13 protein-coding genes and 1 pseudogene are annotated in these 12,904 nt (G+C 63.6%); 6 read left to right on the forward strand and 8 right to left on the reverse strand.

Features of this window, described 5'->3' with window-relative positions:
- The first annotated feature begins 3 nt into the window (after positions 1-3).
- Positions 4-1,530 (forward strand): efflux transporter outer membrane subunit, encoded by a 1,527-nt coding sequence (locus HDG37_RS05330; RefSeq protein WP_184045019.1) that lies wholly within the window; start codon positions 4-6, stop codon positions 1,528-1,530.
- 13 nt (positions 1,531-1,543) lie between these two features.
- On the opposite strand, the gene HDG37_RS05335 is transcribed toward HDG37_RS05330, so the two are convergent.
- The 5 genes from HDG37_RS05335 to benA all read right to left on the reverse strand — a co-directional run bounded on the left by HDG37_RS05335 (position 1,544) and on the right by benA (position 6,615).
- On the reverse strand, positions 1,544-2,761 hold the full coding sequence (locus tag HDG37_RS05335) for a benzoate/H(+) symporter BenE family transporter (protein WP_184045021.1): 1,218 nt from the start codon (positions 2,759-2,761) through the stop codon (positions 1,544-1,546).
- Between the two features lie 162 nt (positions 2,762-2,923).
- Complete coding sequence (locus HDG37_RS05340; RefSeq protein ID WP_184045023.1) at positions 2,924-3,715, reverse strand: 1,6-dihydroxycyclohexa-2,4-diene-1-carboxylate dehydrogenase; 792 nt, start codon at positions 3,713-3,715, stop codon at positions 2,924-2,926.
- The gene (benC, locus tag HDG37_RS05345) at positions 3,712-4,734 is read right to left on the reverse strand and encodes a benzoate 1,2-dioxygenase electron transfer component BenC (RefSeq protein WP_184045025.1); all 1,023 of its coding nucleotides are present in this window, start codon (positions 4,732-4,734) and stop codon (positions 3,712-3,714) included. Before benC ends, HDG37_RS05340 begins: the two co-directional genes overlap by 4 nt.
- 25 nt (positions 4,735-4,759) lie before the next feature.
- On the reverse strand, positions 4,760-5,251 hold the full coding sequence (gene benB / locus HDG37_RS05350) for a benzoate 1,2-dioxygenase small subunit (protein ID WP_184023816.1): 492 nt from the start codon (positions 5,249-5,251) through the stop codon (positions 4,760-4,762).
- Positions 5,248-6,615, reverse strand: a complete 1,368-nt coding sequence (gene benA, locus HDG37_RS05355) for a benzoate 1,2-dioxygenase large subunit (protein ID WP_184045027.1) — start codon at positions 6,613-6,615, stop codon at positions 5,248-5,250. Before benA ends, benB begins: the two co-directional genes overlap by 4 nt.
- Positions 6,616-7,073: 458 nt before the next feature.
- On the opposite strand from benA, the gene HDG37_RS05360 reads away from it, so the two are divergent.
- From HDG37_RS05360 to HDG37_RS05380, 5 genes are all read left to right on the forward strand, one after another.
- Positions 7,074-7,991 carry a LysR family transcriptional regulator gene (locus HDG37_RS05360; protein ID WP_184045286.1) on the forward strand — a complete coding sequence of 306 codons (918 nt, stop codon included), beginning with the start codon at positions 7,074-7,076 and terminating at the stop codon, positions 7,989-7,991.
- Positions 7,992-8,275: 284 nt separating this feature from the next.
- The gene (locus tag HDG37_RS05365) at positions 8,276-9,049 is read left to right on the forward strand and encodes an ABC transporter substrate-binding protein (RefSeq protein WP_184045029.1); all 774 of its coding nucleotides are present in this window, start codon (positions 8,276-8,278) and stop codon (positions 9,047-9,049) included.
- Positions 9,050-9,150: 101 nt separating this feature from the next.
- Positions 9,151-9,840, forward strand: a complete 690-nt coding sequence (locus HDG37_RS05370; protein ID WP_184045031.1) for an ABC transporter permease — start codon at positions 9,151-9,153, stop codon at positions 9,838-9,840.
- Positions 9,837-10,550 carry an ABC transporter permease gene (locus HDG37_RS05375; protein ID WP_184045033.1) on the forward strand — a complete coding sequence of 238 codons (714 nt, stop codon included), beginning with the start codon at positions 9,837-9,839 and terminating at the stop codon, positions 10,548-10,550. Before HDG37_RS05370 ends, HDG37_RS05375 begins: the two co-directional genes overlap by 4 nt.
- Before the next feature lie 37 nt (positions 10,551-10,587).
- Positions 10,588-11,355 carry an ABC transporter ATP-binding protein gene (locus HDG37_RS05380; RefSeq protein ID WP_184045035.1) on the forward strand — a complete coding sequence of 256 codons (768 nt, stop codon included), beginning with the start codon at positions 10,588-10,590 and terminating at the stop codon, positions 11,353-11,355.
- Between the two features lie 160 nt (positions 11,356-11,515).
- Here HDG37_RS05380 and HDG37_RS05385 read toward each other — a convergent pair.
- The 3 genes and pseudogenes from HDG37_RS05385 to HDG37_RS05395 all read right to left on the reverse strand — a co-directional run.
- Positions 11,516-11,738 (reverse strand): annotated as a pseudogene (locus HDG37_RS05385) (Rieske (2Fe-2S) protein); the annotation flags it as partial.
- Positions 11,739-11,741: 3 nt separating this feature from the next.
- Positions 11,742-11,999 carry a YciI family protein gene (locus HDG37_RS05390; RefSeq protein WP_184045037.1) on the reverse strand — a complete coding sequence of 86 codons (258 nt, stop codon included), beginning with the start codon at positions 11,997-11,999 and terminating at the stop codon, positions 11,742-11,744.
- Between the two features lie 5 nt (positions 12,000-12,004).
- A complete protein-coding gene (locus HDG37_RS05395) occupies positions 12,005-12,877 on the reverse strand; it encodes an intradiol ring-cleavage dioxygenase (RefSeq protein WP_184045038.1) in 873 nt (290 codons plus the stop codon).
- Positions 12,878-12,904: the final 27 nt, after the last annotated feature.

The raw sequence follows: 12,904 nt of genomic DNA on the forward strand, positions 1-12,904 counted from the left end.
GCAATGCGTTCCGCTCCTGGCTTTCGTGACGTGGTTTTTCATCGCGCGGCTTGTTGGTCCCAGCGTTCCGCCATGCGCCGGCTCGCCGGCTTCTGCGCAAGCGCGGCATTGTGCGCGTGCAGCGTCGGCCCGGATTTCCATCGACCCGACGTGACCAGCGTGTCGAGCTATACCGCCGCGCCGCTTGCGGCGAGCACCGTCGCAGCCGATGGTCCCGGCGGCGCCGCGCAACACTTCGTGCCGACCGAGGTGCCCGGCGACGGCTGGTGGCGCGCTTTCGGCTCGCCGGCGCTGGACGCGCTCGTGCAACAGGCGCTCGACGATAGCCCAACCCTCGCGCAAGCCCGCGCGAAACTCGACGAAGCGCAGCAGGACTACCGCGCGCAGGCGGGCGGCACGCTATGGCCGCAAGTCGATGCGAACCTGTCGACCACGCGCGAGAAGATCGATCCCGAGGCGCTCGGCTTCGGTCAGCTGACGCAGGGTCGCGCGTTTGCGCCGTTCACGCTGTACAGCGCGCAGGTCACGGTGTCGTACACGCTCGATCTGTTCGGCGCGAATCGGCGCGCGCTCGAAGCGGTGGCCGCGCAGGTCGACTATCAGCAATACGAACTCGAAGCCGCGCGTTTGACGGTCGCGGGCAACGTCGTGACGGCGGCGATCCGGCGCGCGTCGCTCGCGCGGCAGATCGCCCTCACCGAAGCGCTGCTCGCCAACCAGATGCAGCAACTCGATATCGCCGAACGCCGCTATCGCGCGGGCGGCATCTCCGAGGTCGATCTGCTGAGCCAGCGCACGCTCGTGCAGCAAACCCGCGCGACGTTACCGCCATTGCGCACGCAGCTTGCGCAGACCGATCATCAACTCGCGATCTATCTGGGACGCGCGCCGGCGGAATTGGCCACCACCCACGACCTCGCCGCGCTCGACCTCGACACGCTAGTGCTGCCGGCCGATCTGCCGCTTACCTTGCCGTCGACGCTCGCGCGGCAACGGCCCGACATTCGCGCATCCGAGGCGCTGTTGCATCAGGCGAGCGCGAACATCGGCGTCGCGACCGCGAACCTGTATCCGCGCATCACGCTGTCGGGCAGCGCGGCGACCGAACGCGTCAACGTGTCCGATCTGCTGACGGGCTTCAACGTGTGGAATTTTGGCGCGGGTCTCACGCAGCCGCTGTTTCACGGCGGAGAGCTGCTGGCGCGCAAGCGCTCATCGGAGGCGGCCTGGCAAGCGGCGCTCGCGTTCTACAAGCAAACCGTGCTGCAGGGACTGCAACAGGTCGCCGACGCGCTGCGCGCGCTCGATCAGGACGCGATTGCGTTGCAGGCGCTCGATGCGGCTCAACGCAGCGCGCAACGCGGCGCCGGGATCGCCAGCCAGCGGTATGCGGCGGGCGGCATCAGTCAATTGACACTGCTCGATACGCAGCGCCAGGCATTGCAGACCGGACTCGATCGCACGAAAGCCGCCGCGCAGCGTTATGCCGATACCGCCGCGCTGTACCAGGCGCTCGGGGCGCGGCCTTGAGTCGATCGGTTGGTCATCGGTTTGCAGGCGTCTCGCGCCGCACCTTGTTCAGCACGACGTACGCGAACGAGCCGATCACGATGCCCCAGAACGCGGAGCCGAGCCCGAGGAACGTCATACCGGATGCGGTCGCGAGAAACGTGATGACGGAGGCCTCGCGATGGTCTTCGTCCTGGATCGCGCCCATCACGTTCGACGTGATCGCACCGATCAACGCGAGGCCCGCCAGAATCGCGACGAACTCCTTCGGCAGCATCGTGAACAGCGCGACGATCGCACCGGCGAACGTGCCGCCGATCAGATAGAACACGCCGTTCGCCATGCCCGCGATATAGCGCTTGTCCGGGTCGTCGTGCGCATCCTTGCCCGTGCACAACGCCGCCGTGATCGCGGCGATCACGATCGTGATGCCACCGAAAAACGCCACGCCGATCGACGCGATGCTCGTCGCGGTGATGATCGGCCGGGCCGGCGTGTGATAGCCGGACACGCGCAGAATCGCCATCCCCGGCAGAAACTGCCCGGTCAGACTGACGACCACGAGCGGCAAGGCAAGACTCAGCGTCGAACTCAACGTCCATTCGGGTTTGATGAAGATCGGCCGCGTGACTTGCAGCGGCAGCGCGCCCAGGTGCGCGGCGCCGAGCGCGATGGCGAGCACCGTGCCGGTCAACAGCACCAGCACGATGCAATAGCGCGGCAGCAGGCGCCTGAACACGATGTACGCGCCGATCATGCCGAACGCCAATGCGGGCATCGACGCCGCCGCCTTGAACGCATGCGTGCCGAACTGCAGCAGAATGCCGGCCATCATCCCGCAGGCGATGCCCTTCGGAATGCTGCGCACCATGCGGTCGAAATAGCCCGAGATACCGATCAGCAGAATGATCACGGCGGCGCTCAGATAAGCGCCCACCGCCTGATGCAGCGTCAACGAGGGAAACAGTCCGACCAGCAGCGCGGTGCCGGGCGCCGACCACGCGGTCACGACCGGCACTTTCAGCTTCCAGCTCGCGAAGATGCCGGAGACGGCCGCGCCGATCGAGATACCCCATACCCACGACGCGACCATCTCGTTGGGCATGTGGGCCGCTTGCGCCGCCTGGAAGAAGATCACGAGCGGGCCCGCGTACGAAATCAGCACGGCCAGAAAGCCGGCCACGACGGCGGACACGGACCAGTCGGCCGCAACGGCGCGCGTGGTCGGCGCCTGGCTAGGGGTGGGATTCATCGTCGATGTGGGTCAGGGCGGCCCGCTGTCGGTGACATGCGCCTCGCGGCGCAGGTTGCCGCTGGTCGCATGTCACCGACAGAGCGCGGAGTCATTCCGGGCCGATAGTATGAAGGACGATCGCCGCGCGGCCTATCGGCATTGTTCAGCGGCCGCCGCTCGCTAGCCCTGATCGCCGCCGCCGACCGGCAGCACGGTGCCGGTGATATACGACGCGTCATCGGAAGCGAGGAACAGGATCGCGCCGACCTGTTCGTCGATCGTGCCGTAGCGATGCATCAGGCTCGACGCGATCGTCTGATCGACGATGCCCTGATACCACGTCGCTTCCTGCTCGCTTTGCGGTGCCGCATTGCGCGGCACGCGGCGCGGCGGCGCTTCGGTGCCGCCGGTCGCGACCGCGTTGATGCGGATGCCGTGTTCGGCATGCTCGAACGCGAGGCTCGCGGTCAGCGCGTTGACGCCGCCCTTCGAGGCCGCATACGGCACGCGATAAATGCTGCGCGTCGCAATCGACGATACGTTGACGATTGCCCCGCTCGCGCGCTTCAGCATCGCGGGCAATACCGCGTGGCAGCACCACAGTGTCGGGAACAGCGAACGCCGCACCTCGGCCTCGATCTGCTCTGCTTCATATTCCTCGTACGGCTTCGCCCAGATCGTGCCGCCGACGTTGTTGACGAGCGCGTCGATGCGGCCGAACGCCTCGATCGCGAAGGCCGTCATCGCGGCCGCGCCCGCATAGGTTTCGAGGTCGGCGATGAACGCGCGCGCATCGCCGCCTGCGCACGTGATCTCTTCGGCCACCTCGTGCACGATCGGCGAACGGTCGACCAGCACCAAAGCCGCGCCCTCGCGCGCCGCGCGCAACGCGACGCCACGGCCGATGCCCTGGCCCGCGCCGGTCACGACGAGCACCTTGCCCTTGAAGCGATCGGTAAAGGTCGAAGTCATGCTACGTTGCTCGCCGAGAATTTTTCGTAGTAGAAGTTCGCGGGCTCGACGCCGCTGTCGCGCAGCCAGCCCTGCACCGCTTCGACCATCGCGACCGGGCCGCACAGGTAGACGTCGACGTCGCCCTCGTTCAGCCATTCGCTATCCACATGCGCGGTCACGTAGCCCTTGCGCTCGTGGCTGCTCGCGGAATCGACGACACAGGTGCGATAGCTGAAATTCGGCAGCGAGCGCTGCGCCTCTTCGATCTGTTCGAGCGCGACCAGATCGATGTCGTTGGTCACGCCGTACACGAGGCGCACCGGCTGCAGGTTGCCGCTCGCCTTCAGCACGTCGAGCATCGACAGAAACGGTGCGATGCCGGTGCCGCCCGCGAGGAACAGCACCGGACGCTGCGGATCGCGCAGATAGAAGCTGCCATACGGACCCGTGAAACCGATCTGCTGACCAGGCTGCGCATCGTTGCTCAGAAAGCCGCTCATCTTGCCGTCCGGCACGTTGCGCACGACGAACGCCGCGCGCGTCGCGCCCGGCGCCGAGCTGAACGAGTACGACCGGCTCTCGCCGCTCGCGCCCGGAATCTCGACGTTCACGTATTGACCCGCGAGAAAGCTCGGCGCGCTCGCGCCGTCGATATCGATCGAGAAATGGATCGTCGAATCCGACAGCCGTTCGACCGCCGCGAGCGTGCCTTCGAAACGCGACACCCCGGTCTTGCACGCCGCCGACGACGCCTGCACGCGAATCACCAGATCCGAGCGCGGCCGCGTCTGGCACGCGAGGATATAGCCCTGGCTCGCTTCCTCGGGAGTCAACGCATCTTCGACGTAGCTCGACTCGGGCATGTCGTACGCACCCGATTCGCACAGCCCCCGACAGGTGCCGCACGCGCCCTCACGGCAATCGAGCGGAATGTTGATCTTCTGCCGGTAAGCGGCATCCGACAGCGTTTCGTTCTCACGGCAGCTGATGAAGCGGGTGACGCCGTCTTCGAACTGAAGTGCAATAGTGTGTTCCATGGCCTGTCTCCTGCAACCGCACCGGCTAGATGTGGTAGATGTCGATGACCTGATTGATGTAGTCGTTCTTCAGCACGACGTACTTGCTCAGGATTTGCGGCTGCGCGCCGTTGAAGTCGATCACGTAGCGCGACATGCCGAAGTAGCTGTAGTTCGTCTTGTAGCGATGGCTCAGCGTGTGCCAGTTGAAGCGCACCGTGTACACGCCGTTGTCCGCGCTCTCCACTTCGACGTTGGCCACGTTGTGGCTCGTGCGCGTGTCGGGCATCGTCGCGCTCGAACGCTCGGTCTTGATGCGGAACACGCGGTCTTCGAGGCCCTGGCGGTTCGGATAGTAGATCAGCGAGATCTCGCGCTGCGGATCGGTGACGAGCTTGTCCTCGTCGTCCCACGACGGCATCCAGAACGACGCGTCCGGGTGATAGCAGGCGAGCCACTCGTCCCATTGCTCGTCGTCGAGCAGGCGGCTTTCGCGGAACAGGAAAGCCTGAATATCGGTGATGGCGATGTTGCTCATGCGCGGCTCCCCGGCGCATTCAGCGCCTTTTTCATCGTGTCGATCCAGTAGCGGTGCTGCACCGTGTAGAGGCCCTCGTCCTCGGTCTTCACACCGCTCATCACCGGGTTGAGGCCGATCTTTTGCGCGGCTTCGTCCGCGCCGTCGATCCAGTGCTTCGAACCGCGGCACATGTCGTTCCATTCGACCGCGCGGCCCGCATAGCCCAATTGGCAGGCGCGGAATTCCTCGAGGTCGTCGGGGGTGGCCATGCCGCTCACGTTGAAAAAGTCCTCGTATTGACGGATGCGGCGCGAGCGCGCTTCGTCGGACTCGCCCTTCGGCGCGATGCAGTAGATCGTTACCTCGGTCTTGTTGACCGACAACGGCCGCAGCACGCGAATCTGCGAGCCGAACTGGTCCATCAGATACACGTTCGGGTAGAGGCACAGGTTGCGCGAGTTCTGGATCATCCAGTCCGCGCGCTCGGTGCCGCAGCGCGCGGCGAATTCCTCGCGGCGGCTGAAGTTCGGACGGTCTTCGGGATTCGCCCAGCGCGTCCACAGCAGCATGTGACCGTGCTCGAACGCGTAGAAGCCGCCGCCCTGACGGCCCCAGCTGCCGGCATCCATCGCGCGGATCTTGTCTTCGCGCGCGTTCTCTTCCTTGCGATGATTGGTCGTTGCCGCATAGTTCCAGTGCACGGCCGACACGTGATAACCGTCCGCGCCGTTTTCGGCGGTCAGCTTCCAGTTGCCTTCGTACGTATAGGTCGACGAGCCGCGCAGCACTTCGAGACCGTCTTCCGACTGGTCGACGATCATGTCGATGATGCGCGCGGCTTCGCCGAGGAATGTCTCGAGCGGCGGCACGTCATCGCTGAGGCTGCCGAACAGGAAGCCGCGATAGTTGCCGAAGCGCGCGAGCTTCTTCAGGTCGTGCGAGCCTTCCTTGTTGAAGCAGTCGGGATAGCCGGCGTCCGCGGGGTCCTTGACCTTCAACAGCTTGCCGCTGTTGTTGAAGGTCCAGCCGTGGAACGGGCACGTATAGGTCGCCTTGTTGCCGCGCTTGTGGCGGCACAGCATCGCGCCGCGATGCGTGCACGAGTTGATGAACGCGTTCAGCTCGCCCTGACGATTGCGTGCGATCACGACCGGTTGACGGCCCATGTAGGTCGTGAAGTAATCGTTGTTGTTCGGAATCTGGCTTTCGTGGGCCAGGTAAATCCAGTTGCCCTCGAAAATGTGCTGCATTTCGAGCTCGAACAGACGCTCGTCGGTAAACGCGCTGCGATGCAGGCGGTAATCGCCGCGCTCGCTGTCTTCGACGAGAAAGTCGTCGATGTTCTTCAGTTGCGGAGTGTGATCCGGGTAGATCGGAATCATGCGTGTCTCCTGGTTCGGACTGTTGGTATGCGTGCGACGCACGCGTATAGGGAGCGGCCTGCCTGCCGGGAGGCCGGTGGCCGGTTGGTCTTTCACGTCGGGGAGCGGAGGCGGTGCGCCTCCGTATGGCGTCAGGCCGTGGCGCGCAAGCGCTCGACCTTCGGCACGGGAGGCGGGACCTGGTGCCTGAGGGAATCGGTGGACAACCCTTGCATCGGGGTTGCGATATCAGCATGTCTCATTGCTGCTCCTGAACTCTTTCTAGGTCTTGGATCCCATGCGCGAGGATTTCCCTGCGCCGTCTCCAGGGGCCGACCGACGCTTCAGACCGGGCCGAGTCATCGATGCTCGGGAGGTATAATTTTGGGGGGCGTCTACGGTAACTGAAGGATAGTTCTCCGCCATTTGCATCGTCCAACACTGATTTGGTATCGCGACGATACTTGAAAGGTATTTCTATGGAACTGCGCCATCTGCGCTACTTCGTGGCCGTCGCCGAGGAATGCAATGTCACCAAGGCCGCCAAACGTCTGCATATTGCGCAGCCGCCGCTGAGCCGGCAGATCCAGCAGCTCGAAGACATCCTCGGCGTGCAGCTGTTCGAGCGCAACTCGCGGCCGCTGAAGCTGACCGAGGCTGGCCGCTTCTTCTATTCGCACGCCGTGCAACTGCTCGCGCAAACGACGGAAATCGAGGCGATGACGCGGCGCGTCGGCAAGATCGAGCGCAGTTTGTCGGTGGGCTTCGTCGGCTCGACGCTGTACGGCATGCTGCCGAAAATCATCCGCCGCTTTCGTACCGAGAACAGCACCGTCGAGCTGAGCCTGCACGAGATGTCGACGATGGACCAGATCAAGGCGCTCAAGGAAGGCCGCATCGACGTCAGCTTCGGCCGCATCCGTCACGAAGACCCGAGCATCCGGCGCGTCGTGCTGCGCGAAGAACGGATGATCGTCGCGCTGCCGCTCGGCCATCCGCTGATCGCCGCGAAGCCGGTGCTGTCGCTGCACGACCTGACCGGCGAAACGCTGATCATTTTCCCGAAGGCGCCACGGCCCAGTTACGCGGACCAGGTGCTCGCCGCGTTTCACGATCGCGGTCTGAAGCCGCAGCGGCTCTACGAGACCCGCGAATTGCAGATCGCGCTCGGCCTCGTCGGCGCGGGCGAAGGCGTCTCGATCGTGCCGGCGAGCGTGTACGGCTTGCAGCGCGGCGACGTCGCCTACAAGGACCTCGACGACCAGAACCTCGTGTCGCCGATCATCATGAGCATGCGCATGCTCGACGAATCCGCCGACATCCAGCGCATGCTCGAACTGATCTACGCGCTGTACGACGAAGAGCACATGACCTATCTGCCGCCTTCGCATTCGTAGAGCGGATTGCGCGGTTCGCGGCCCGACGCCCAGGCGGGCGTCGCCGCAACTAAGTTGTATGGACAAGATACCCGCCGCGGTATAGACCGCGGGTATACGCGAAAATTCCGGCTGCGCCCGCAGCCCTTCAATTAGCCTCACAAGCTTGTCCACAAAGGCTTTCACGCCTATTCCCCGTCTCCTTTCCGGGTGCCCGTAAGCACTAACCCTGATTGCCGCTCATCGCTCGTACGGGATAATTGTCTATACAACATCGCACCTCGCAGCATCCTCCCGGAGACTTTATGAAGAAACTCGCCTTGTCCCTCGCCCTCGCGCTCGCTGCCACCGGCGCCTTCGCCAAAGATTGGTCCACGGTTCGCTTCGGCGTGGATGCGAGCTACGCGCCGTTCGAATCGAAAGCGACCGATGGCAAGCTGGTCGGCTTCGACGTCGACCTCGGCACTGAGATCTGCCGCCGTTTGAACGCGAAGTGCGTGTGGGTCGAGCAGGACTTCGACAGCATGATTCCGGCACTGAAGGCAAAGAAGTTCGACGGCGTGCTGTCGTCGATGTCGATGACGCCGCAACGCGCCGAACAGATCGCCTTCTCGTCGAAGCTGTTCAACACGCCGACACGTCTCGTCGCGAAGCGGGGTTCGGGCATCCTGCCGACCGCTGAATCGCTGAAGGGCAAGACGGTGGGCGTCGAACAGGGCACGATCCAGGAAACCTACGCGAAGACCTATTGGGAGGCCAAGGGCGTGAAGGTCGTGCCGTATCAGAACCAGGACGCGGTCTATACCGACCTGCAGTCGGGCCGTCTGGACGCAGCGCTGCAGGACGCCGTGCAGGCTGACCAGGGTTTTCTGAAGACGCCGCGCGGCGCGGGTTTCGACTTCGTCGGCAAGACCATCGACGATCCGAAGATCCTCGGCAACGGCGCGGGCATCGGCATGCGCAAGGAAGACGCCGATCTGAAGACGAAAGTCGACAAGGCGATCGCCGACATGATCAAGGACGGCACGTACAAGAAGATCGAGCAGAAGTACTTCAATTTCGACGTGTACGGCGGTTAAGCCCGCGCCCAACCCACGAGCCCGCTTCACGAGCCCGCTCCACCCGATCGCCAGGCCCCGCGCGCATGCGCGCGGCTCGCTCCTTCAACAAGGACACTCCCATGCTGTTTCAAGGCTTCGGTCCGCTGCTGCTCGCGGGCACGTGGGTAACCATCAAGCTCGCGCTGCTGTCGCTCGCGGCGTCGTTTGCGCTGGGACTTCTCGGCGCCGCCGCGAAGCTGTCGACCAACCGTGCGATCTCGCGCATCGGCACGATGTACACGACGCTGATCCGCGCCGTGCCCGATCTCGTGCTGATGCTGTTGCTGTTCTACAGCATCCAGATCTGGCTCAATGATCTGACCGACATGTTCAGCATGGAGCAGATCGACATCGATCCGTTTCTCGCCGGTGTGATCACGCTGGGCTTCATTTACGGCGCGTACTTCACCGAAACCTTCCGCGGCGCGTTTCTCTCCGTGCCGCGCGGGCAGATCGAAGCGGGCTTCGCGTACGGCATGAGCGCGCGGCGCGTGTTCACCCGCATCCTGTTCCCGCAGATGATGCGCTTCGCGCTGCCCGGCATCGGCAACAACTGGCAGGTGCTCGTGAAGGCCACCGCGCTCGTGTCGATCATCGGTCTCGCGGACGTGGTCAAGGCATCGCAGGACGCCGGCAAGAGCACGCAGTCGTTCTTCTTCTTCACGCTGGCGACCGGGGCCATCTACCTCGCCATCACCACCATTTCGAATCTGCTATTGAACCGCCTCGAGAAGCGCTACTCGATCGGCGTACGGAGGGCCACGCTGTGATCGAACTGACTCGTCAATACTGGCAGAACTACCTGTTCACGGACGGCTTCAACTACACCGGCCTCGTCATCACGCTGTGGTTGCTGGTTGCGTCGATCGTGCTGGGTTTCGTGTTGGCCTTGCCGCTCGCGATCGCGCGCGCGTCGCGCAACCGCTACATCTCCGGACCCGTCTGGCTTTACACCTACATCTTCCGGGGCACGCCGTTATACGTTCAATTGCTGTTGATCTATACGGGCCTCTACAGTCTGCATTTCGTCCATTCGCACCAGATGCTCGACAGCTTCTTTCGCAATGCGATGAACTGCACGCTGCTCGCGTTCGCGCTGAACGAATGCGCGTATGCCACCGAGATCTTCGCGGGGTCGATCCGGGAGACCTCGCACGGTGAAATCGAGGCGGCCCAGGCTTACGGCATGTCGAAGTTCAAGCTGTACACGCGCATCATCCTGCCTTCGGCGCTGCGCCGGGCACTGCCCTCGTACAGCAACGAGGTGATCCTGATGCTGCACGCGACGACACTCGCGTTCACGGCGACCGTCCCCGACATTCTGAAAGTGGCGCGCGACGTCAACTCCGCGACCTACGCGACGTTCCAGGCGTACGGCATCGCGGCGATCCTGTATGCGGCGATCGTGTTCGCGCTGATCTGGGGCTTCCGCAAAATGGAAATCCGATTGCTGGCTTATCTGAAACCGCAAGCGCATTAAACCCGGACGCATTCGCGTCATGATGGAGCATACGAGCATGTACAAGCTGACGGTCGACGATCTGCACAAGAAGTTCGGCGACAACGAGGTATTGAAGGGCGTCTCGCTGAAGGCGAAGGCGGGCGACGTGATTAGCCTCATCGGGTCGAGCGGCTCCGGGAAAAGCACCTTCCTGCGGTGCATCAACTTTCTCGAATCGCCGTGCTCCGGGCGCATCACGCTGAACGGAGAGGAAATCAACACGAGCAGGGATCGCAACGGCTCGCTACGCGTGACCCATCCGAAGCAGTTGCAAACGATGCGCACGCGTCTGTCGATGGTGTTCCAGCATTTCAATCTGTGGGCGCATATGACGGTGCTCGAGAACATCATCGAGGCGCCGATCAGCGTGCTGGGATTGAGCCGCGCGCAAGCCGAGGAACGCGCTCGGAAGTATCTGACCAAGGTCGGATTGCCGGCCAGCACGGAGAATAAATATCCGTCGCATCTGTCCGGTGGTCAGCAGCAGCGCGTCGCGATTGCTCGCGCGCTTGCGATGGAGCCGGAAGTGATGCTGTTCGACGAACCGACTTCGGCGCTCGATCCCGAACTCGTCGGCGAAGTGCTGCGTGTGATGCAGGCGCTCGCCGAAGAAGGCCGCACGATGATCGTCGTCACGCACGAAATGGGCTTTGCGCGCAACGTGTCGAATCATGTCGTATTCCTGCACAAGGGCAAGATCGAGGAGCAAGGGCATCCGCATCAGGTGCTGACGAATCCGCGCAGTGAGCGGTTGCAGCAGTTTTTGGCGGGGCGGTTGAAGTAGCGGCGGCGGGGTATGGCGCGTCGTTCAGCCTCGCGCCTTACCTCGAATCATTTCCAGAACGATTGCGCCACTCACCCGATTGCACTGGTCTGCGCGCGGTTCACAGATACACCGTGTGTTCGCTCTCGCCCTCCGGCAGCACGAGGATCAGGCCTGACAACAGCGCGCTGTGATGCGCGCACATCAACACCTGCGCGCGATAGCACAACACATCGCCGGGCTCGAAATCGAGCGGCACCGAAAAATGCGGGCAACGGTTCGCGTAAGCCCACACCTGCTCGCCACGCCGCACGACCACGACGGGCACGCCGGCGGCCGTGGCAGACGACCCGCGCGCCGCCATCGGGCACGTCGGCAAGCGGGCACAGCGGTGTTTCGTTCATCGCTCAGACTCTCCGTTCCGGATTGCCGAGGCTCCAGTCGGACGGACGGATCTCGACGCAATCGAACAGCCCCGCCTGCATATACGGATCGTTGCCGACGAACTCCATCACATCGTCGATACGCTCCGCTTCGACGACCAGCAACGTGCCATTCATCGCGTCGTATTGCCGCAACCACGTCCGATGCACCGGACGCACCCATTCGCGCACTTCGCGCATGCCGGGCTTGTCGGTCGCTAAGACCGCGAAAAAACGTGCCATCGTCGTCAACTCCGATCGAGGATGAAGTCGTAGCGCGCTTCGCGGAACGGTCCATCGAAACCGAAGCGGCGCGCGAGTTCGTGATCCGCGGAGCACTCGCGATAGTCGACCATCAGCGAGGGCTTCACGCCGAACACCGCGTCCGAACCCAGATACGGATCCTCGCGATCGAACACATGCGTGACCAGTGTCCGATGCCCCGGCGCATCTATCATGAAGTGCAGATGCGCGGGTCGCCACGGATGCCGTCCAGTCGCTTCGAGCATGCGGCCGACCGGGCCGTCGGTCGGAATCGGATAACTGACCGGCACAATCGTCGAAATCGCGTAGCGGCCTTCGGCGTCGGTGCGAAAACGTCCACGCAGATTGCCGTGCGGCTGCTCGGTGTCCTGCCCCGAGTACATGCCGTTATCGGCGGTCTGCCAGACGTCGAGCACCGCGTTGGCAAGCGGCTCTCCGTCCGTCGACAACACGCGCCCTTGCACGAGTGCGGGCGTGCCGGGCGTGAACGCGATGTTCTCGCCATATGCGCGCTCGGGCATGCCGCGAATATAGAACGGACCGAATACGGTGGTGTCGGTCGCGCCCGTCGCGAGACGGTGATTGATCGCGTCGACGAGCATCGATACGCCGAGCGTATCCGACAACAGGATGAATTCCTGACGCACGAGGTCATCGCACATCTTGCCGGTGTCGGTCAGAAAGCGAATGGCCGACATCCATTCGGCCTCGGTCGGCTCGACTTCACGCACGAACGCATGCATGTGCCGCACGAGGCTTTGCATCAGCGTGCGCAGCCGTTCGTCGGGCGTGCCCGCGAAGCTTGCTACCACCTGCTCGGTCAGGGCCTGCTCGGCCTCTTTGCTGTCTGTCGACATGTCTTCCTCCGTCGATTGTTCTGGCGG

It is taken from the genome of Paraburkholderia sp. MM5384-R2, from assembly GCF_014201025.1.
Lineage (GTDB): Bacteria > Pseudomonadota > Gammaproteobacteria > Burkholderiales > Burkholderiaceae > Paraburkholderia > Paraburkholderia tuberum.